This window comes from uncultured Xanthomarina sp. (assembly GCF_963971605.1).
GTDB lineage: Bacteria > Bacteroidota > Bacteroidia > Flavobacteriales > Flavobacteriaceae > Xanthomarina > Xanthomarina gelatinilytica.
This window is the reverse complement of sequence record NZ_CAXATZ010000016.1, coordinates 35,523-57,549: the sequence shown is the minus strand read 5'-3', so window position 1 is coordinate 57,549 and position 22,027 is coordinate 35,523. Positions and strand designations below refer to the sequence as shown.

19 protein-coding genes are annotated in these 22,027 nt (G+C 35.9%); 11 read left to right on the top strand and 8 right to left on the bottom strand.

Annotated features, from left to right (window positions below):
• On the top strand, positions 1 to 349 hold a 349-nt coding region (locus AACY93_RS07875; RefSeq protein ID WP_339611642.1), incomplete at its 5' end, for a TrmH family RNA methyltransferase.
• Between the two features lie 48 nt (positions 350 to 397).
• On the opposite strand, the gene AACY93_RS07870 is transcribed toward AACY93_RS07875, so the two are convergent.
• Both AACY93_RS07870 and ubiE read right to left on the bottom strand, forming a co-directional pair.
• Complete coding sequence (locus AACY93_RS07870; protein ID WP_007648351.1) at positions 398 to 1,111, bottom strand: porin family protein; 714 nt, start codon at positions 1,109 to 1,111, stop codon at positions 398 to 400.
• 1 nt (position 1,112) lies between these two features.
• Positions 1,113 to 1,841, bottom strand: a complete 729-nt coding sequence (gene ubiE, locus AACY93_RS07865; RefSeq protein ID WP_286853641.1) for a bifunctional demethylmenaquinone methyltransferase/2-methoxy-6-polyprenyl-1,4-benzoquinol methylase UbiE — start codon at positions 1,839 to 1,841, stop codon at positions 1,113 to 1,115.
• Positions 1,842 to 2,075: 234 nt separating this feature from the next.
• Between ubiE and trkA the strand changes: the two genes are divergently transcribed.
• Together trkA and AACY93_RS07855 are read left to right on the top strand one after the other, a co-directional pair.
• The gene (gene trkA / locus AACY93_RS07860) at positions 2,076 to 3,425 is read left to right on the top strand and encodes a Trk system potassium transporter TrkA (protein WP_286853639.1); all 1,350 of its coding nucleotides are present in this window, start codon (positions 2,076 to 2,078) and stop codon (positions 3,423 to 3,425) included.
• A 9-nt stretch (positions 3,426 to 3,434) separates the two neighbouring features.
• Positions 3,435 to 4,928 carry a potassium transporter TrkG gene (locus AACY93_RS07855; protein ID WP_287006476.1) on the top strand — a complete coding sequence of 498 codons (1,494 nt, stop codon included), beginning with the start codon at positions 3,435 to 3,437 and terminating at the stop codon, positions 4,926 to 4,928.
• A 509-nt stretch (positions 4,929 to 5,437) separates the two neighbouring features.
• Here the strand turns inward: AACY93_RS07855 and AACY93_RS07850 are convergent.
• Together AACY93_RS07850 and AACY93_RS07845 are read right to left on the bottom strand one after the other, a co-directional pair.
• Positions 5,438 to 6,625, bottom strand: coding sequence for a pyridoxal phosphate-dependent aminotransferase (locus AACY93_RS07850; RefSeq protein WP_007648362.1), 1,188 nt, complete (start codon positions 6,623 to 6,625; stop codon positions 5,438 to 5,440).
• Positions 6,626 to 6,658: 33 nt separating this feature from the next.
• A complete protein-coding gene (locus tag AACY93_RS07845) occupies positions 6,659 to 7,753 on the bottom strand; it encodes an acyl-CoA desaturase (protein ID WP_007648364.1) in 1,095 nt (364 codons plus the stop codon).
• 237 nt (positions 7,754 to 7,990) lie between these two features.
• On the opposite strand from AACY93_RS07845, the gene rsmG reads away from it, so the two are divergent.
• Positions 7,991 to 8,620, top strand: coding sequence for a 16S rRNA (guanine(527)-N(7))-methyltransferase RsmG (rsmG, locus tag AACY93_RS07840; protein WP_007648366.1), 630 nt, complete (start codon positions 7,991 to 7,993; stop codon positions 8,618 to 8,620).
• Positions 8,621 to 8,689: 69 nt separating this feature from the next.
• On the opposite strand, the gene AACY93_RS07835 is transcribed toward rsmG, so the two are convergent.
• Positions 8,690 to 11,065: a T9SS type A sorting domain-containing protein gene (locus tag AACY93_RS07835; RefSeq protein WP_286853635.1), complete on the bottom strand. Its 2,376-nt coding sequence runs from the start codon at positions 11,063 to 11,065 to the stop codon at positions 8,690 to 8,692.
• A 129-nt stretch (positions 11,066 to 11,194) separates the two neighbouring features.
• Positions 11,195 to 12,820 carry an L-glutamate gamma-semialdehyde dehydrogenase gene (gene pruA / locus AACY93_RS07830; RefSeq protein ID WP_287006474.1) on the bottom strand — a complete coding sequence of 542 codons (1,626 nt, stop codon included), beginning with the start codon at positions 12,818 to 12,820 and terminating at the stop codon, positions 11,195 to 11,197.
• A 145-nt stretch (positions 12,821 to 12,965) separates the two neighbouring features.
• Between pruA and AACY93_RS07825 the strand changes: the two genes are divergently transcribed.
• Complete coding sequence (locus AACY93_RS07825) at positions 12,966 to 13,685, top strand: NRDE family protein (RefSeq protein ID WP_287006472.1); 720 nt, start codon at positions 12,966 to 12,968, stop codon at positions 13,683 to 13,685.
• Between the two features lie 46 nt (positions 13,686 to 13,731).
• Here the strand turns inward: AACY93_RS07825 and apaG are convergent, their stop codons facing one another.
• Both apaG and AACY93_RS07815 read right to left on the bottom strand, forming a co-directional pair.
• Positions 13,732 to 14,118, bottom strand: coding sequence for a Co2+/Mg2+ efflux protein ApaG (apaG, locus tag AACY93_RS07820; protein WP_286853632.1), 387 nt, complete (start codon positions 14,116 to 14,118; stop codon positions 13,732 to 13,734).
• A 94-nt stretch (positions 14,119 to 14,212) separates the two neighbouring features.
• A complete protein-coding gene (locus AACY93_RS07815) occupies positions 14,213 to 15,463 on the bottom strand; it encodes a DUF5103 domain-containing protein (RefSeq protein ID WP_287006471.1) in 1,251 nt (416 codons plus the stop codon).
• 191 nt (positions 15,464 to 15,654) lie between these two features.
• Between AACY93_RS07815 and AACY93_RS07810 the strand changes: the two genes are divergently transcribed.
• The 6 genes from AACY93_RS07810 to nqrF all read left to right on the top strand — a co-directional run bounded on the left by AACY93_RS07810 (position 15,655) and on the right by nqrF (position 21,939).
• Positions 15,655 to 17,010, top strand: a complete 1,356-nt coding sequence (locus tag AACY93_RS07810; RefSeq protein WP_007648378.1) for a Na(+)-translocating NADH-quinone reductase subunit A — start codon at positions 15,655 to 15,657, stop codon at positions 17,008 to 17,010.
• Positions 17,011 to 17,128: 118 nt separating this feature from the next.
• The gene (locus AACY93_RS07805) at positions 17,129 to 18,328 is read left to right on the top strand and encodes an NADH:ubiquinone reductase (Na(+)-transporting) subunit B (RefSeq protein ID WP_287006469.1); all 1,200 of its coding nucleotides are present in this window, start codon (positions 17,129 to 17,131) and stop codon (positions 18,326 to 18,328) included.
• A gap of 3 nt (positions 18,329 to 18,331) precedes the next feature.
• A complete protein-coding gene (locus AACY93_RS07800) occupies positions 18,332 to 19,126 on the top strand; it encodes a Na(+)-translocating NADH-quinone reductase subunit C (RefSeq protein ID WP_007648382.1) in 795 nt (264 codons plus the stop codon).
• Positions 19,127 to 19,129: 3 nt separating this feature from the next.
• On the top strand, positions 19,130 to 19,780 hold the full coding sequence (locus AACY93_RS07795; protein ID WP_007648383.1) for an NADH:ubiquinone reductase (Na(+)-transporting) subunit D: 651 nt from the start codon (positions 19,130 to 19,132) through the stop codon (positions 19,778 to 19,780).
• A gap of 73 nt (positions 19,781 to 19,853) precedes the next feature.
• A complete protein-coding gene (gene nqrE / locus AACY93_RS07790; RefSeq protein WP_286853626.1) occupies positions 19,854 to 20,627 on the top strand; it encodes an NADH:ubiquinone reductase (Na(+)-transporting) subunit E in 774 nt (257 codons plus the stop codon).
• A gap of 4 nt (positions 20,628 to 20,631) precedes the next feature.
• Entirely contained in the window at positions 20,632 to 21,939 is a 1,308-nt protein-coding gene (gene nqrF, locus AACY93_RS07785) for an NADH:ubiquinone reductase (Na(+)-transporting) subunit F (protein WP_040491558.1), read from the top strand.
• Positions 21,940 to 22,027 lie beyond the last annotated feature (88 nt).

Sequence of the window (22,027 nt, the reverse complement as noted above, 5' to 3'; positions counted from 1 at the left end):
CAACCTAGAAACGGTAGATTGTTATAATCCCAAGGTGGTTCAAGCCACAATGGGCTCAATAACCAGGGTAAATGTGAGTTATTTAAATTTGACAGATTTTTTAAAAACTACCCATATGCCAATTTTTGGAGCTTTTATGGAAGGGGATAACATCTATAAGAGCCAGTTGCCAAACAAGGGTATTCTTGTGCTTGGTAACGAAGCGAATGGTATTTCCAGAGAGATAGAGCAGGTAATTACCACCAAAATAAGTATTCCCAGGTTTGGCCAATTACAATCCACCGAAAGTTTAAACGTAGCTACTGCAGCAGCCATTTTGTTGAGTGAGTTTCGCAGAAGTGAAAGGTAATGGGCTGTTTGTTATCCGGTTGTGGCAAACCAACTTAACAGCTAGATCTTATTGAAACGTAAAGTTAATAAACACACCACGTGTTTTCATGGATTCTATGTTTCCAGTCCAAGGGGAATTAGGGTCTGCATCTCTAACCAGTTCATCGTTAATGGCAAAAACTCCACGAATGGATGGCGTAAACTTAAAGTAATAGAGATAAAAATCGATACCAAAACCTACTTCGTAAAAGTACATGTTTTTCTTGGTCCTAAATTTCCCAGCACTATTGTCGTCTGGGTTATCTTCGTTACTGGACAGGTTTAAAGCCGTAGAGATACCACCTACAATAAAGGGTTTAAAATTGTTTAAACGTTTGGTGGAGACTTTTAACAGCAAAGGTACGTGTATGTATGTGGATTTCACTTCCCTTTCTAAATCGGAAGGAGAAAAGTCTATTCCGTTAAAATAAGATTCAGGATACTCCAAGGTTCTGGTGGTTATGTATAAGCCAGGTTCCAACCTTAAATCCAGATAATCGTTTATTCGCATGTTTCCTACAAGTCCTACGTTAAAACCTGTAGATTTTGCGACTTGAATGTCTGGTTTGTCCTGTTTGTAGTCAAAATTGAAATCGTAACTGTTAAAACCAATAAAATAACCATAGCTTAAAAAAGCCTTATCAACATTTTCATCGTTTAATATTTTTTCTTTTGAAAACAGTTGTGCCGAAGCCAACTGGAACATGAATAAAAAAGCGAACAGAAAAATGATGTTTTTCATATTATTTTTTTGATGATGTATAAATTGTAGCCACTCCAAAAGTTTGTGGTCTGTTTACAACATTTATAAACCCAATTTCGCGCAAAATATTGTTTAAAGTTTCGCCATAAGGAAAAACGGAAGCAGAATCGCTTAAATATTTATAGGCGCTTCGGTCTTTGGAGAACAATTTACCAATAAGCGGCATAATGTTTTTGGTATAGAGATTGTAGCCCTGTTTAAAAGGTGTTTTTGTGGGAACAGAGGTTTCCAAGATAACAAAGATGCCACCAGGTTTGAGTACGCGAAGTATTTCTACCAGACCTTTTTCCAGGGTTTCAAAATTTCTTATTCCAAATCCTACTGTAATGGCGTCAAATGTGTTGTCTTCAAAAGGTAAATTTTCAGAGTCACCAACCACCATTTCAATTCTATCCTGCAAAGACTTGTTCAATATTTTTTCTTTCCCAACATTCAGCATGCCTTCGCTAATATCCAATCCAATGATTTTTTCGGCATTGGTTTCAGCTAGATTAATGGCCAGATCACCTGTTCCTGTAGCAATGTCTAGAATGATATTTGGATTTGTGTCTGCAACCAATTGAACAGCTTTTTTTCGCCATTTAATATCTATACCAAAAGAAATAACACGATTCAATCCATCGTATTCCTTGGAAATGGTATCAAACATTTTGGTTACTTGTTCTTTTTTACCTAGCTCACTATTTTTATATGGCTTAACTTTTGTCAATGTGAAATTTTTGCACAAACCTACATATTTATTTTCAATTTAATTGAGTCCGTGAAACTCAAAATGCGTATTTGTGGGTTTTTATTTTGTATCATCTAAAATTAAGGAGCATGAGAGAAAACAGAAAGTTTTTTTAGGATTATGGTAACTTAAAATCAAATAATTATATCTGGATATTTCCTTTAATAAATCTAATTTACAGTATATTTGCACTACTTTATTACTATTTAACACATGAAAATAATTATTGCTGGAGCTGGTGAAGTAGGATTTCATTTAGCAAAATTATTGTCTTACGAATCTCAAGAAATTACCTTAATAGATACCAATAAAGAGAGTCTAACTTATGCAGACAATCATTTGGATATCAAAGTTATAAGAGGAGATGCCACTTCCATAACCATTTTAAAAGATGCCAAAATAGAATCAAGTGATTTGTTGATTGCGGTTACCTCTTCTGAAACAACAAACATAACAGTTTGTGTGTTGGCCAAACAACTTGGTGCCAATAGAACGATAGCCAGAATATCCAATACCGAATTTGTACACTATAAAGACGAAATAGGGTTTACCAAGCTTGGTATAGACGAACTTATATCACCAGAATCCTTGGCAGCCTCTGAAATAGAATTGCTATTAAGTCAATCGGCATTCAATGATAGTTACGAATTTGATGGAGGTGCCTTAACCATGGTAGGATTAAACCTATCCAGAACAGCACTTTTTGTTGGAAAAACAGTGCAGGAAGCCGCTAAAATTTATCCTGAAATACATTTCGTTCCAATAGCGATACAACGTTTTGGAACACAATATACCATTATTCCAAGAGGTGATACCCAATTCAAGGAAGGTGATAATGTGGTTTTTATTACTTCGGAAGGTGGTGGACAGGAGCTTTGTACCTTAACCGGAAAAATCAATACCGAGATAAGGAACGTAATGATTCTTGGTGGAAGTAAAATTGGTTATAAAACAGCAAGGGACTTGAGCAAACAATATCCAAACATCAAGCTTATTGAGAAAGATAAAGATCGTGCCTTTGATTTGGCAGATGAATTGATTGATGTTCTTGTAATTAATGGTGATGGGAGAAATGTAGACCTTCTGGATGAGGAAAACTTGAAAGACATGGATGCGTTTATTGCCGTAACCGGAAACTCCGAAACCAATATCATGTCCTGTCTTGTGGCAAAATCCAAAGGTGTTAGGAAAACCATTGCCTTGGTTGAAAATATGGATTATTTTGAACTGTCACATTCCATTGGAATTGACACTTTAATCAATAAAAAGCTATTGGCAGCCAACAATATTTTTAGATATATTAGAAAAGGTGAGGTTATAGCCATGACAAAACTCAATAATATGAATGCCGAATTATTGGAGTTTAAGGTAAAACCAACTTCCAAAATTTGCAACAAATTAATAAAGGATATCGATTTTCCTAGATCTGCCATAATTGGTGGGATTATAAGAAACGGAAAAGGGCATATTGCACTTGGTGATTTTAGGGTAGGTGTAGAAGATAAAGTAGTGGTTTGTTGCTTGCCAAGGTCCATAAAACAAGTAGAAAAATTATTCCTATAATTACTGTCTGTGAAACTTAACTACAAAATAATTTTTCATTTTTTAGGGCTTCTGTTATTGTTTAATGGAGGGTTTATGCTATTATCTTCTTTAATCAGCTTGATCTATAAAGATGGTGTTACATTCAACCTGTTTCTTTCAGGAGGAATCACTATTTTGGTTGGTCTTTTAGTTATGTTCAACACCAAAGACCACAACAAGGAAATGAACAAACGAGAAGGTTATATAGTTGTTGCCTTTGGCTGGATTGTAATGACCTTGTCTGGAACCATTCCTTATCTGTTAACAGGAAGCATTACCAGTTTTACGAACGCTTTTTTTGAGACCATGTCTGGGTATACCACTACAGGTGCAACCATTTTAAACGATATAGAGATAGTACCCAAAGGGGTTTTATTTTGGAGAAGTTTAACCCATTGGATTGGTGGTATGGGAATTATTGTGCTGGCAGTTGCTATATTGCCTTTGTTGGGTATTGGCGGCATGCAAATGTTTGCAGCTGAGGCTCCTGGGCCAAGTGCAGATAAATTGCATCCAAGAATTACAGATACAGCTAAACGTTTGTGGTTGATTTATTTTGGTTATACAGCTGCTGAAACCATTTTGTTGAAAGTTGCAGGTATGTCTTTTTTTGATGCCATCAACCATTCCTTGTGTACACTGTCAACAGGTGGTTTTTCAACAAAAAATGCCAGTATTGCTTATTGGAATGGACACCCTAGAATACAATACATTATAATTGTTTTTATGTTCCTGGCAGGAACCAACTTTGTATTGAGTTACTTTGCTTTTAAAGGTAAAATCCAGAGGGTTTTAAGGGACGAAGAACTTAAGCTATATTTCAAATTCATTGCCATTTTTACCATAATAGCAGCTTTGATCATTTATTTTAAAGCAGATTTAACAACTTCAACAATTGAACATCCCATGGTTTGGGGAAAAGCTGAAAGTTCTTTTAGGCATGCTTTGTTTCAAGTTATTTCTGTGGTTACTACAACCGGTTTTATCACTGCAGATTATACCTTATGGACTCCTTTGTTATTGGTTTTCCTTTTTGGGCTCATGTTTCTTGGAGGTTCGGCAGGAAGTACTTCAGGAGGTGTCAAGGTGGTAAGACATTTAATCCTTATTAAAAATGGGTTTTTGGAATTTAAAAGAGCTTTGCATCCCAATGCTGTATTGCCTGTTAGGTATAACAATAAAGCGGTAACTGGAGATATTGTATTTAATATTCTGGCCTTTTTTATTCTATATATGTTGTCTTTTATAGTAGGAGCCTTAGTGTTTTCTATGTTTAACATCGATTTTATGTCGTCCATTGGGCTTTCGGCCTCTAGTTTGGGGAACGTGGGTCCAGCTTTGGGTAATTTTGGGCCAGTAAACAATTATGCAGCTTTGCCATCTCTTGGCAAGTGGTGGGCTTCGTTTTTAATGCTTATTGGACGTTTGGAATTGTTTACGGTTCTTATTTTATTAACCCCTTTCTTTTGGCGTAATCGATAGACAGTTTTTCTAATGTAACATTTTGTAAGTTTTTTCTACTAATAAGTAAAGCGTTTTTTTTAGATTGTTAACTGATGATCTTTGAGTGCGATCTCAATAAAACTATCTTTTATATGTTGCCAAAATCGAAATCATACAAATGATTTGATGGGTTTTTAAAGTTACTACGTTTCATTACAAAACACATATTATGGGTGGAGAAGGATCAATGATGCAAATGATTCATACTTTGAGAAACAATAAAAGTATGTTGAATAAAAGAAAAGACAGACGTGTTGTCAATACAAGCATTTCTGGAAAAAAAAACTTGAATTTCACAATACGTCAACAGAAAAAGATTTGTTGGAAATAAGATTAAAACTTCAAAAGGAAAGAAAACAAAAGCAAGTAAAAACAATCCTAGTGTTTTGTGTTTTTATGTTTGTATTGATAAGCGTGTTTATTTATTTTCATTGATAAAAAAATCCACTGGAAATAGTGGATTTATATTTTTATTATGAATTGTTTTCTTAACTAACGGCTTCCTTGATGCGTTTAATGGCTTCAATAATTTGAGCCTGACTCGCAGCATAGCTTATTCTAATGCAATCTGGGTTTCCAAAAGCGTCACCAGTAACGGTTGCCACAAGAGCTTCTTCTAAAAGGTATAAAGAAAAATCCGTGGCATTGTGAATGGTTTTTCCTCTTAAGGTTTTCCCAAAGTAATAAGAAATATTTGGGAACACATAAAAGGCACCTTCAGGTGTGTTTGTTTTAAAGCCTTCAATTTCTGATAATAAATCGAGAACCAAATCCCTACGGATTTTAAACTCGTCTATCATGTATTTAACCTTGGAAGGAGGCTCGTTTAAAGCGGTAATGGTGGCACGTTGCGCAATGCAGTTCGCGCCACTTGTAATTTGTCCTTGCATCTTGTTGCAAGCACGTGCAATCACTTCTGGAGCTCCTATATAACCAATTCTCCAACCTGTCATGGCAAACGCTTTGGAAACACCATTGACAGTTATGGTCCTATCAAACATATCTTCAAATTGAGCCATGCTGGCATGACCATCGGTTGTGAAATTGATGTGTTCATAAATCTCATCGGAAACCACGTAAATGTCTGGGTGTTTTTGAAGCACGTCGGCTAGTGCTCTCAATTCTTCGGTACTATATAAAGAACCACTGGGATTGCAAGGAGAGCTATACCAAATCATTTTGGTTTTAGGTGTGATGGCAGCTTCCAGCTGTTCTGGAGTCATTTTAAAATCGGTATCGATAGTCGTTTTTACTTCTACAGGAACACCTTCAAAAAGCTCCACAATATCAGCATAGCTAACCCAATATGGGCAAGGCAATATCACCTCGTCTCCTTTATTTATCATAACGGAAGCTACATTGGCCAAGGCTTGCTTGGCACCAGTAGAAACAACAATTTGAGGTAAGGTGTAACTTAAATTGTTATCGCGTTTAAATTTGGTGATAATGGCTTCCTTTAATTCCACATAACCATCTACTGGAGAATATGAGTTATAATTCTCGTTGATGGCTTGAATAGCAGCTTCTTTTATGTAATCTGGAGTGTTGAAATCTGGTTCGCCAAGACTCAGTCCAATAATATCTTTTCCTTGTGCTTTAAGTTCCCTGGTCTTTGCTGCCATTGCTAATGTGGCAGAGGTAGACATGTTTAAAACTCTTTCTGAAAGTAAGCTCATGCTGTTTGGTTGTTATGTGGTGCAAAAAAGGGATTATGCCATGCTAGGCTTTCTTCCCAACATTTTCAATTGGTTGTAGTGTTCTGCTATGGCTTGCCATATGGATTGATATTCGTTATATGGCAAGCTAAATTCGTGTGCTGTTTCCCTAACGATTTTTGCTATGTTTTTATAATGAATATGACTGATGTGCGCAAATAAGTGATGTTCCACCTGTCTGTTTAAGCCTCCAGTATAAAATTCAACAATCCAACTTTTAGGTGAGAAATTTGAGGTGGTAAACAATTGATGGATGGCCCAAGTGTTTTTCATGTTACCGTTTTCGTCTGGTAAAGGCATTTCAGTATTTGGCATCACGTGTGCCAATTGAAAAATGACACTTAAAATGATTCCTGCTGTATAATGCATGATTAAAAACCCTATCAACACTTGCCACCAAGCGTAACCCAAGGCTAACGGTAAAACAACCCAAATGGAATAATATATAATTTTTCCTATAATTAACTTGGTCCATTGTGTGGCTGGATTAGGAAAATCGCCATAAGACAACTTTCTTTTCAAATACACATATGTTTGTTTAAAATCTGTGGTAATTGCCCAATTTACAGTTAAAAGACCATATAGTAAAAAAGCATAATACTTTTGGTATTGATGTATTTTCAACCATTTGGAATGCTTGGAAAAACGAATGATTCTACCAGCATCAATATCTTCATCATGACCTTGAATATTTGTATAAGTATGGTGCAACACATTGTGTTGTACTTTCCAGTTGTAATCGTTGCCAGCTAAGATATGTATACTGCTTCCCATGAGTTTGTTAACCCATTTTTTACTGGAAAAAGAGCCATGGTTGGCATCGTGCATCACGTTCATACCTACACCAGCCATACCAACACCTATGACCATCATAGACAATATTTGCAGCCAAGTAGGTAAGTCTACTGTTAATAAAAGGATCAAAGGACCTAAGAGTAAGGTAAACATGAAAACTGCTTTTAAATACAGTTTCCAGTTGCCTGTTTTTTTTATGTTATTTTCTTTAAAATAATCATTGACACGTTTGTTCAGTGTCCTGAAAAATTTTGCAGAGTCTGTTCTTGAGAACGATAATGTTTGTTTTGTCATGCTATTGTTTTTACTCAATAATGGAGATTTAAAATTTCTTTGGGGTTTGCCTCGTAATATAAATGCTTTTTTTGAAATGCCTCATGGGTTTGTCCTGAGGTACTTAACAATAATAGTACGTTTTATATACGAGTATCATATATGGTGCCAAATATAAATAATAATGATGTGTATCTTAATAAAGTTTTCATAAAAAAGCACAATAATTTATCTATTTTTGTCCAAAATTACAAATTCATGGAACTAATCCTTAAGTACTTTCCTAAGCTTACAGACGATCAAATAGATAAATTTACTAGGTTGGAAGGCTTGTATCAAGATTGGAATCTAAAGATAAATGTGGTGTCGCGAAAGGATATAGACGAATTGTATTTAAGGCATGTGCTCCATTCCCTGGCCATAGCAAAAGTGATAGATTTTAAGCCTGGAACAAACATACTGGATGTTGGTACTGGAGGAGGTTTTCCTGGTATTCCTTTAGCCATTTTGTTTCCAGAATGTTCCTTTCATTTGGTTGATAGCATTGCAAAAAAACTGAAGGTTGTGGATGAGGTTGTTGAAGGTTTGGGCTTGGAAAACGTAAAAACTACCAATAAGCGCGTGGAAGACATTCATGGTACTTACGATTTTATTGTAAGTAGGGCAGTAGCTGCCATGCCAACTTTTGTGCATTGGGTAAAAGGAAAAATTGCTAAAAAACAAAACCATGAATTAAAAAATGGGATTATTTATCTTAAAGGAGGCGATTTAACCGAAGAACTCCAGAACTATAAAACCGTTCGCATTTATAACATTACAGATTTTTTTCAAGAAGACTTTTTTGAAACCAAAAAAGTGGTGCATTTGCCCATGAAATATAAAGGTTGATTTGCAGAATATATATAACCAATAAAGCCTTTCAATATTGAAAGGCTTTATTGGTTATTCACAACTCTTTTATTTTATAATGAGTTTTGTTCTCCATGTTAAACCTGTATGAGTGTCCACATTTAAAATATACATTCCAGAAGCAGCATTTACAGGAATGGCTGTTTTGTTGCTTAGGTTTGAATTTTGATGGTAAACCATTTTTCCTGTTAAATCCATTATGGAAATAGTTGCGTTTGGATATACTTTCGTACTCAACAAGGTTAAAGTGCTTGTAATTGGATTTTGCTTTAGTTTGATGCTGTTTTCCAAATACGATTCCGTTACTAAGGTTTCAAGTAAAATTTCGTCTAGGGCAAATGCAACATTCCCTTCGGTTAGGGTTACGTGAGGTTCGTTGTCTGTTGGCATAAACCATGCGTCGAAAGGTGTGACACTGGTAGTTGCTCTAGCAGTTGTTATTCCATTTGGCGTGTGGAACCAATCAATTTCATTATTGGTAATTTCAAAAGCCATGGCGCTTACACTTGGAATAAAATTAAAATAATCGGTACTTAACGAAGCTAAAAATTCGCCTACCAAACCATCTGTAGATAAATCTTCAGTTAATTTCAGTATATCGAACAAACCACCAGAAGCAGCATCTACACCATTTGAATAAGTGAAAGCCCTGGAATCTGCATTGTTGATTCTATCGTTGGCCAGAGGGAACCACCACGCAAAATCCAAATGGACTTTACTGGTTTGAATTTGTGTGCTAGCGTTTGGGGTGAAAAAAGTTTCAACTTTCAAATCGGCTCCTGTCATCACATTAATATTTGCATTAAGAATTCTGGTGCCTGGATTTAGGTTATTCGCGTTGGCTGTGTTGTCTGGATAGCGATTATTGACTCCACTTCCATTAATTATGGCTATGTTTCTTGTTAACTCGGGAAATCCAGAAGCCGTTAAGCCATTCATCCTGGCGTCTAAAACAGCTTTAAAAGGATGTGCTCTTGGCAAGGCAAGTGAACTGTTAAAGGTTACTCCGTCGCTATTGGTTATATGTGGTTCAAATTGGTCTGTGAGCATTTGTCTGGCAGCCGAAGATTTCAGCATCCCATCAATAATAGGTTGCAGTTCTTCCACGTTTTGGTCTCCAAGTACCCAAAAATCATCCAGTCCAAACGCTAAAAAATTAAATTGATGTTGAAATCCTATTGGCACGTTAGCACCATGGTGAGGCGCATCAAAAGAAATCCATAGTCTTGTTTCATGGTTCATGTTTTGGTTTTCCATATAGTTAAGGGCATATCTGGAAATCAATCCACCCATACTAGGGCCAATAATAACATTTTCGGCTGTGCCAACTTTTTGGGCATTTATGGTGTTTATCAATTCCACCAAGAGCATGGCATTACGTTCAATAAAATCGACTCCTCCATCAATAACTGCTGCATCTGCCGTTCTTGTGTATATGGGGAAGTTTAAAATAACCACGTCAAATCCTTCAGTTCTCACTAGGTCGCCAAGATTTGAGGTAGTGCCATTGTCGTCAAAACCCAATAGATCGTAAAGTCCTGTAATGTCCCTTCCGTCTCCAGGATCAAAACCATCAACCAGAAAAATAGGCTTGTCCAAAACATTATCTGCACTTAAATACACTTCATATTCACCAGTGCCAGGATACGAAACAGTTTCACCATAAGGGGATAGGTCTGGCGTGATACTGGCATTAAAAGTGGTTATGACACGATTGAAAAGGGCGTATAAATCAGCATTGGAATAAGTGATTTCAATGTTTGAATGGCGTATGATTGTTTCATCGGAATCAAGGGTTAATTTAAACGTGATTTCTTTTTTTCCAGCTTCCAAATAATCAACAACGATGTTTTGGTCCAGTACGATGTTTCTAAACCCTGCTCCATCATTAAAATCCACTTGTATGCTTTCAATAACCCGATCTGTTGTGTTAAAAATGTTTGAAGCCGATAACACAAAGCTGGTTTGCAAACCTTTGCTACTGCTTCTTAGAGGAGCTGTTAAAGTGATGTGTTTCTGCTCGAAAACAGGATTGTTATTGGTTCTTGTTAAAAAACCATCGGCATCTTTTCTTATGGTATTGTTTTGGAATGCTTCGTTTGTAATCGATTCATAATCACTATGAATGATGGCAAGGGGAATCACCTTGGTAAAATAACTTTGTTTGCTTTGTTCTTTTAAATGTTCCAAAGGAAGAAAACGATTTTGTAGGTCGCCATGTGCTATGGCTTTGTAAGCTTGATAAAAATTGTAATTGTTTATGGTTTTTTCATTGTAGGTTTCAAGTTCAAAAATTGGTGAACTTGTAATTAAAACCGAAGTTTCCATGTCTGAAACATCAAATTTTTGAAGTGCTTGCATTTTGTCTTGTGCGAACACACTAGCAGATAAAAGTAAAAGTAAAGGGAAGTAGATTTTTTTCATCTTCAATATAGTTGGTTAGTAGATAAATATAATAAGTTCTATTTTTAACCGGATAATTGTAAGATAAAAGGCATAAAAAAACCCTTAAGAAGTAAACTTAAGGGTTTTTTGTATAAGGTTGTCTGTTGTTTATCCCAAGAAAGGGTATCTGTAATCTACAGGAGTCACAAATGTTTCTTTAATCAATCTAGGAGACACCCAACGCATTAAGTTTTGTGCAGATCCAGCTTTGTCGTTAGTTCCGGAAGCTCTTGCGCCACCAAAAGGTTGTTGCCCAACAACAGCTCCAGTTGGCTTGTCGTTAATATAGAAGTTTCCAGCACTGTTTTGTAAGGCATTGGTTGCTTCAACTATGGCATATCTGTCTGTTGCCAGAACAGCTCCAGTTAGGGCGTATTCGCTTGTTTCGTCAACCAGTTTTAAAGTTTCGGAATATTTGTTTTCATCGTATACGTAAATGGTGATTACTGGCCCAAATAGTTCAGTGCACATGGTTTCGTACTTAGGATTTGTGGTAACAATAACAGTAGGCTCAATAAAGTAACCTTTGGACTTGTCATATCCACCACCAACAATAATTTCAGCATCAGAAGCAGCTTTTGCTTCATCTATATATTTCGCCAATTTGTCAAAAGAACCTTCATTGATAACAGCTGTTATAAAGTTGGTCATGTCTTCCGGAGATCCCATTTTAAAAGACTTCACATCTTCTACCACGTATTTTTTAACATCTTCCCAAATATTGTTAGGGATGTAAGCTCTAGATGCAGCACTACATTTTTGTCCTTGGAACTCAAAAGCTCCTCTGGAAATGGCAGTTGCCACTTGTTTTGTATTGGCCGATTTATGAGCTATTATAAAGTCTTTTCCACCTGTTTCACCAACAATTCTTGGGTAAGTTTTATAGTTTTCAATGTTGTTCCCAATTTGTTTCCATAAACTTTGGAAAACTGGAGTGGAACCAGTATAGTGTAATCCTGAGAAATGTGGATTTGCCATAACTGTATCTGTTATCATTCCTGGGTTTCCAAAAACAACGTTAATCACGCCATCAGGAACTCCAGCTTCTTTAAATACATCCATGATAATTTTGGCTGAATAGATTTGGTTGTTACTTGGTTTCCAAACCACCACATTACCCATTAAAGCCATACAAGAAGGTAGATTTCCAGCAATAGCCGTAAAGTTAAAAGGAGTTACGGCATAGGTAAACCCTTCCAAAGGTCTGTATTCAACACGGTTCCAAGCGTCGCTTGTGCTTTCTGGTTGTTCCATGTAAATATCTGTCATGAACTGGACATTAAAACGAAGGAAATCTATCAACTCACACGCAGCATCAATTTCAGCTTGATGAATGGTTTTAGATTGTGCAATCATAGTTGCTGCATTAATTTTAGCTCTGTAAGGACCTGCAATTAATTCGGCAGCTTTTAAAAAGATACCAGCACGTTGTTCCCAAGGCATTTGGGACCAAGATTTTCTAGCTTCAAGAGCTGTGGCAATAGCTTCCTCTACATGAGATTTTTCAGCTAAATGAAAGGTTCCAACTATATGCTTGTGGTCATGAGGAGGAGACATGGTTCTGGTATTGCCAGTTTTTATGTCTTTTCCGTTAATGTACATTGGTACATCCACTTGACTGTTATACATTTCTTTATAGGCTTTTAAAACAGCCTCTCTTTCTGGAGATCCTGGAGCATAACTTTTAACAGGTTCGTTAACAGCTATTGGTACATTAAAAAATCCTTTTCCCATGATTGTTTTGGTTTTGTAATTTGTAAAAATTTCAGCTGCAAAGGTACAATATTTTTACCGATTATCTTTTCTTTGTTATGCTAAAGACAAGTTAAAGTATTGGTTTTTTTGTAAGTTGTGCTTTGGTAACCAGACTCTAGATTTTATGTGTACAGTAACAGTAGTTCCTTTAGGGCATTCCAATTTTGTGTTGACATCCAATAGAGACGAAGCCCCAAGCAGAGAGACTTTGTCTCCAGATTTTTATATGGAAGGGGATTCCAAACTTTTGTATCCAAAAGATAAACTTGCTGGCGGAACCTGGATTGGGGTTAGCAGCAAAAAGCGTCTTGTTTGTTTGTTAAATGGTGGTTTTACCAAACATGAACGACAGGACAGTTATAGATTGAGTAGAGGTGTGGTTGTTAAAGATTTATTGACCTCAGATTCTGTTTTAAAGACCATTGAAACATATAATTTAATGGATATTGAACCTTTTACAGTTGTTATGATTGAATGGCAAAAGGAGCTGCAATTGTTTGAGCTGGTTTGGGATGGAACAGCCAAGCATGTTAAAAAACTCCCTATGGAACCTCATATTTGGTCATCGTCTGCACTGTATACAAAAGCGATGAAACAATCCAGATACAATTGGTTTCAGGAGTTTCAGAAGCAAAACAGCCCAAATCCTGAGAGTATTTTGGAATTTCATCAAACAGCTGGTGCCCAACAAAAGGATTATGGTGTTGTTATGGATCGTGGCTTTGTTAAAACAACCAGTATTACACAAGTGGTAAAGAGCAACGGCATGGTAAACATGATGTTTTTAAATCTTTTGAATGACCAACTGTCTCAAGCAACTTTTAATGTTGATACGTCTAAATAATCAGGAGTTTAGAATAAATAAAAACTTAAGAAAGTTATAGCGAAGGCTAATTTAAAGCATAAGGAGTGCTTAATTTAAACCTTGGAATTGTGACTTCAAATTTTTTGGATGTGTTAAGATTGATCATGCTATAAAATCCATACATGGCTCCAAAAGGTGAAGACAGCAAGCATCCTGATGTATAGGTATGCGATTCTCCAGGTTTTATAACAGGTTTTTTCCCAATAACACCTTCTCCAGAAACTGTTTCTAAATTGTTCAAGGCATCCAATATGGTCCAATGTCTTGCATACAACTGTACAGAGTCTTTGCTCTGGTTTTCGATAGTGATTTTGTAACCAAAGGCAAATTGGATCTTATAATTTTTATAAAAAGTGCCTTCAAAATTGGTCTCTGCCGAAATTTTAATCCCTTGTGTAACCTGTTGAACCATTTTTATTGGGTTTCTATTAATTGGAAAGTGCTAAAATAAAAAATTAAACGCTTAGTATCACAAAATATTAGACCATGTGCATGTTTAACAGGGTTTAATTGGTAATATCTATAGAACTCGACTCGCCAACACCTATAAGTCTGTCGTATCTGGCTCCTAGATCCCTATAGTAAACCAGTACTTTATAGTTGTTTTCCGTTTCATCGTGATTGCCACTAATGGCTCCTTCCTGTAGTTGGTTGTTTTCATCTACCAACACGTATTTATAACTGTAGAACCCTTGTTTTAATAATATTGGAACTTCGTAAACGCCTCTAGCCTCATTAAAATACATTTTATTGGTTTGTGTCAATTCATAATTATTGAAATTCCCATAGACATAAATGGATTTGTTTAATAGCTCTGGTGTGGGTAATAACGAAAAGTGTATCCAAACATAATCTGCTTCAATCCAAGGTTTTTCGGTGTATAACGCATTTATTACAAAATTTCCATTAATATCTGGGTTGTAAGTGTAAGGTTTGTTTGCCCTTACCACATCAGTAAACAGGTAATTATTGTACAGGTCGTCCAATTGAATATGCTCTATGGCAACGTTGGCACCTTTTACATCTTTATTTTCAAAAGACAAATATTCGTTGCCTCCCCAAAAAGTGGTTTCAGAAGTGTATTTGTAAATAAGCTCATTGCCCAAGGTGTACTGTGGTTTTACATTGGAAATGGCGGTGTTTAAATTGTTGTTTTGGATAATTAATGCCTTAACCGTTTCAGTTGGGTTGTTGAACATGATACTTGAAGAACTGATGTTTATATCCACAGTTTGTTTTTCATCCAGATATTTAACGTCTCTTGCTTTCCTTATAAACACACCTACATTTGCACTATTTTCGTAGAGCATAAACTTTCTTGAAAAAACTATTTCATCATATTCGTTATAAATATGAATCATATAATTCCCTGATTTTTTGAGTCCACGAGTCCTATCATTTGGAATAATTAAATTGTAATGAGAATAAATTTGATAGGTGTTAAAAGAGTTTTCGTAGTTTCTTATACGTTGGTTGTCATAGCCATTCATGTATTCGGCTTTGGTAAGGTTTGAAGGGGTCCAATCATAATCGTAGTGTTCAATTTTATAATAGAAATCTTCTTCGTTGCCATTTAAAGCATCAAAACCTAAAGCAATCCTGTCTCCCAATTTAATTATGGGAAGTTGGCTTTCAGGTGTTTCCCCTGTAAAGATGATGGTTTTAATGTAATCAGGAGGAGCCACTTCTACAGCTTGTCCAAAAAACAAACAAGGTATGAAAGCAATAAGCAGGAAATATTTGTGGATTCTTGTCATAATGTTTTATTTCTTCTGTAAATATAAACAATTTTTATGCCTAAGCATTTTTAACTATTTAGAATTGATATAAATAACAAACTTCGTGTAACTGTAGTATTTTTTCATATAGAAATTCGTAAATTTGCACGGATTTTTGAGTAGATCAAATATCTTAATCACATTTACTATTAACAAATAGATTTATAAACATGTCAAACGACATTAAGATTAAAAAAGGTCTGGACATTAAACTTAAAGGTGAAGCTGAAAAAGCGACTGAAAACGCTATTGTTAGCAACTACTGTACCTTAAGGCCAGAAGATTTCCATGGAGTTATCCCTAAATTGTTAGTAAAAGTTGGTGCCAAAGTGAAAGCAGGAGAAGCTGTTTTTTACGATAAATCCAACGAAGCTGTTAAATTTGCTTCGCCTGTTTCTGGAGAAGTTATAGAGATTTTACGTGGAGAAAAAAGAAGGATATTAGCTATAAAACTTCAAGCAGACAAGGAGCAGGTTTACCAAGATTTTGGAAAATTTGATGTCCAATCGGCAAATGGTGAAGCTGTTAAAGCACATTTGTTGGCTTCTGGTTGTTGGCCATTTATAAAACAACGTCCTTACGATATTATTGCTAAGCCAAACAGAACGCCTAAAGCCATTTTTATTTCGGGTTATGCTTCTGCACCATTGGCAGCAGATTTGGATTACACCTTAAAAGGAAAAGAAGCAGAGTTGCAAGCAGCAGTCACTGCCTTAGGGAAATTAACCGAAGGTAAGGTGCATGTATCTGTAGGCAAAAATAGCACTTCACCTTTAGCTGGTTTGTCTGGAATTACTTTACATAAAGTTTCTGGGCCACATCCTTCTGGAAATGTTGGAACCCAAATCAATAAAATTGATCCAGTTAATAAAGGCGAAGTGGTTTGGACTGTAAATGCTCAAGACCTGGTTATTATAGGGGAATTGCTTTTAACCGGAACATTCAATGCTGAACGTATTGTTGCTTTGGCAGGATCTTCCATAAAAAAGCCAAGATACTTTAAAACCAAAATAGGTAGCGAAATAGCAACCATGGTTTATGATAATGGTATTGATAAAGACAGCAATGATAGGATTATTTCCGGCAATGTTTTAACTGGAAAACAAGTTAGTCCAGATGGGTGTTTGGATTATTACAGCAATATAATCACTGTAATCCCTGAAGGAGATGATTATGAGTTTTTTGGATGGAACAAACCCGTATTCAATAAGGTTTCCACCTCTAGAGCCCTTACGTTCTCTTGGATGACACCAAACAAAGAATATGAGTTGGATACCAATACAAATGGGGAGCATAGAGCTTTTGTGCTAACAGGAAATTACGAAGAAGTATTTCCGTTGGATATTTATCCGTTACAAATCTTAAAAGCTTGCATGTATACAGATTTAGATGAAATGGAAGCTTTGGGTATGTACGAAGTAGCTCCTGAAGATTTTGCCTTAACAGAATTTGTTTGTGTATCTAAACAACCTCATCAAGAGATTATAAGAAAGGGTTTAGACGTAATGATTAAAGAAATTGGATAATTATTCATTTCGTGTAGCGAAATGAAAAATACAACTTTATTCATTTCGTGTAGCGAAATGAAAAATACAACTTTATTCATTTTGTGTTACGAAATGAAAAATTTTTAAAAAAAGAACCATGGGTTTAAAAAGCACATTACATAACTTAAAAGAAAAGTATAAGGGAACCAAAATGGCTCCAGCGTTCAATGCGCTACATACTTTTTTATACTTGCCAAATGAGACCACGCATAACGGAACTCATATAAAAGTGGCAGACGATTTAAAACGTACCATGAATACGGTAATCATGGCAATGATTCCTTGTTTGATTTTTGGAATTTTTAATGCTGGATATCAACATTTCGCAGCTCTAGGAACTCCTGTGGATTTCTTGTCCTGGGACGCTTTTTATATAGGATTGATTAAAGTGTTGCCACTGGTAATTGTATCTTATGGGGTTGGATTGGGAATAGAATTTTTATTTGCAATTATCAAGGGTCATGAAGTTGAAGAAGGCTATTTGGTAACTGGAATGCTAGTGCCTTTAATTGTGCCTATAGACACGCCTCTATGGATGCTTGCAGTGGCAGTAGTTTTTGGGGTTGTTATTGGGAAAGAAATTTTTGGAGGAACAGGGATGAATATCCTAAATCCTGCCTTAACCATTCGCGCCTTTTTGTTCTTTGCATATCCAACCTGGATGTCTGGAGATAAAGTATGGGTTCATGGTGCAGTTGCAAGAGATAAAGCCATTGCGGCAGGAGAAAATTTAGATGCTATTTCTGGTGAAACCATTTTGGGAGCTTTGGCTCAAGGTAAAGAAACAGTCTATTCCGTTGCAGATATGTTTTATGGATTTATTCCAGGTTCAGTAGGGGAAACCTCTACTTTATTGATACTATTGGGAGGTTTATTCCTAATATTCACAAAAATAGGTAGCTGGAGAATCATGTTGTCTTCAGTGTTAGGAGCCATTGTCATGGGACTAATTTTTAATGGTCTTGTAAATGCAGAGGTTATATCGCAAGGAAGTAAATTTTACGGGTTGATGAGTACTCCATATTGGGAACACCTGTTAATTGGAGGTTTTGCTTTTGGTACTGTATTTATGGCAACAGATCCTGTAACAGCATCTCAAACAAATAAAGGAAAATGGATTTATGGATTCTTAATAGGTTTTATTTCTATCATGATTCGTGTATTCAATCCTGCGTATCCAGAAGGTGTTATGTTAGCGATCTTATTAATGAACGTGTTTGCGCCAACCATCGATCATTATGTGGTTCAAGGTAACGTGAAACAAAGAATGAAACGTCTTAAAGTTAAAAACGCATAAGAAATGGAAAAGAGAACAGATAAAAATTCATATACCATTATTTTTGCCATTGGAATGGTGTTGGTTGTTGGTGCATTATTGGCATTTACAGCGTCATCTTTAAAACCAAACATTATAGAAAACCAACGTTTGGAAAAGCAACAAAATATTTTGTATGCTATGGGTATTAACGATAACGACGAGTCCAGTGCTGTGTTTATCTCTACAGATAAAGCCCCTGAAGCTTTTAAAAATAATGTTACAGATCAATTGGTCATTACTGTAGATGGTAGTGGGAAAATATTGAAAACACAAACACGTGATGAATATTTTAACGAAACCAAACAAGAGCCTTACTTAATTGATGTTAAAAAACAAAAAGCAAATGCAAAGAAAGGTGAGCCAAGAAAATTACCTTTATTTGTTGGTCAAAATACGGAAGGTAAAACCGTTTATGTAGCGCCAATTTACGGCAAAGGTCTTTGGGATGCCATTTGGGGTTACGTGGCCATGGATGAAAACATGGTAGTTCAAGGTGCTTATTTTGATCACAAGGGAGAAACACCAGGTTTAGGTGCAAACATTAAACAGCGTTACTTTATGGATGATTTTTATGGAGAGCATTTGTTAAATGAAGCAGGTGTTTTTAAAGGGATAACCGTTGCCAAAGGTAATGCCGATCCTAAAAACGTAGACAAAACCGATAATGAGGTAGATGCCATTGCAGGTGCAACCATTACAGGTGATGGTGTAACAGCAATGATAAAAAGCGATTTAAAGCTTTACAAGCCTTATTTTGATAATTTAAAAAACAATTAACCTATGGGACTTTTATCAAAAAAAGATACGAAATTAATTACAGATCCATTAGCAGATAACAACCCAATTACCATACAGGTACTTGGTATCTGCTCAGCTTTGGCAATTACAGCAGAGTTAAAAGCTTCAATTGTGATGTCTATTTCTGTAATATTTGTATTAGGAGTTGGGAACGTGGTTATTTCTTTAATAAGAAACATTATCCCTTCAAAAATTAGAATTATTGTGCAACTTGTTGTAGTTGCAGCTTTGGTAATTATTGTAGATCAAGTCCTTAAGGCCTTTGCTTACGAATTAAGTAAAACCTTGTCTGTATTCGTAGGACTTATTATTACAAACTGTATCATTATGGGACGTTTTGAAGCTTTTGCTTTAGGAAACGGTCCATGGCGATCTTTCTTGGATGGAATTGGTAACGCACTAGGTTATGGTGTTATATTGATTATTGTAGGATTTTTTAGGGAGTTACTGGGATCTGGAACCTTATTGGGATATCCAGTATTGGGGAATCCAATTCCAGGAGAACTTTCTGGGCTATATGCATTAGGCTATGAAAACAATGGATTTATGTTATTATCTCCAATGGCCTTGATTGTTGTTGGAATCATCATTTGGGTACAACGTAGCAAAAATAAAGCATTAATAGAAGATTAATAAGGAAACAGTGTACAGTCACAGTTTACAGCACAAACTGTTCACTAAGACTGAGACTGAAAACTAAAAGAATATGGAACATATAGAATTATTTTTCAAATCGATATTTATAGATAACATGGTATTTGCTACGTTCTTAGGAATGTGTTCGTATCTGGCTGTATCTAAAAAAGTAAAAACGGCTGTAGGTTTAGGAGCTGCAGTAATTTTTGTATTGGCAATTACAGTGCCTTTAAACTGGTTATTGGATCAATTCCTTTTACAGCCTGGAGCCTTAACTTGGTTGGGCGCAGAATATGCCGATTATGATTTAAGTTTCTTATCGTTTATTATGTTTATTGCTACCATAGCAACCATGGTACAGTTAGTAGAAATAATAGTAGAGAAATTTTCACCTTCATTATATAATTCACTAGGTATCTTTTTACCACTAATTGCAGTAAACTGTGCTATTTTAGGAGGCTCCTTATTTATGCAATCTAGAGAGATAGCTACTTTAGGATTAGCAACAACCTACGGAATAGGATCTGGAATAGGATGGTTCTTAGCCATTCTTGCCATTGCTGCCATTCGTGAAAAAATCAGGTATTCAAATGTTCCAGCGCCATTAAGAGGCCTAGGGATTACCTTTATAATCACTGGATTAATGGCAATAGGTTTCATGAGCTTTGGTGGTATGTTAACAGGAGGAGACGATGCTGCCCAACCGGAAACAGAAACGGTTCAAGTACAGGATCAACCTGAAACAAAAGATGTTTCCCTTGTAGAAGAAGAGAACAATACAGAGGAAAATGGCATGTCTGATATGGAACAAAAAACTTTAGCCAACAACACAATAAATGAGTAACATGATAGTATTAGCAGCAGGTACATTAGGAACAATCATTATAACAGTAGTCGCTTTCTTAATAATTACATTGTTATTAGTTGCGTTGTTATTAGTGGTAAAACAAAAATTATCTCCATCAGGTCCAGTAAAAATCACTATCAATGGAGAAAAAACAATTGAAGTAGCATCTGGAGGTAGTTTATTATCAACTCTAGGTTCAGAAAAAATATTCTTACCATCTGCTTGTGGTGGTGGTGGAACATGTATTCAATGTGAGTGTCATGTTTTATCTGGAGGAGGCGAAGCGTTACCAACAGAGACACCTCATTTTACACGTAAAGAATTACAGCAAGGAGCACGTTTATCTTGTCAGGTAAAGGTGAAACAGGACATGGAAATCACCATTCCAGAAGAAGTTTTTGGAATCAAGAAATGGGAAGCAACCGTTGTACGTAATTATAACGTGGCGTCTTTCATTAAAGAGTTTGTAGTGGAGATTCCGGAAGACATGGGTTATAAGGCAGGTGGATATATTCAAATTGAAATCCCACCATGTACTATTAAATATGAAGATATTGATATTACAGCTCATCCAGAAGAGCACGATACACCAGACAAGTTTCAAGCAGAATGGGATAAATTTGGTCTTTGGCCACTTGTTATGAAAAACGATGAAACAGTAGAAAGAGCATACTCTATGGCTTCTTATCCAGCAGAAGGAAGAGAAATTATGCTTAACGTTCGTATCGCTACACCACCTTGGGATAGAAATAAAAACGGATGGATGGATGTAAATCCAGGTGTAGCTTCATCATATATCTTTGCTCAAAAACCAGGAGATAAAGTAACCATATCTGGTCCTTATGGTGAGTTCTTTATAAACGAATCTGAAGCTGAAATGCTTTATGTTGGAGGAGGAGCAGGAATGGCACCTATGCGTTCTCACTTATATCATTTATTCAAAACCTTAAAAACAGGTAGAAAAGTAACCTATTGGTATGGTGGACGTTCAAAACGTGAGTTGTTCTACTTAGAACATTTCCGTGAGTTGGAAAGAGATTTTCCAAACTTTAAATTCTATTTGGCACTCTCAGAACCATTACCAGAAGATAACTGGAAAGTGAAAGAAAGTATTGATGCTCCTGGAGATGGTTTTGTTGGGTTTATTCATAATTGTGTTATTGATAATTATTTGAATCATCATGAAACACCAGAAGATATTGAATTATATTTCTGTGGCCCACCATTAATGAACAAAGCTGTTCAAAAAATGGGTGAAGATTTTGGAATCCCAGACGAGAATATCAGATTTGATGATTTTGGAGGATAAAGCTTCCAATCTATAATAACCATAAACCCAATACGAAAGTGTTGGGTTTTTTTATGCTCACATTTTATAATTGTTTCGATGACATAGT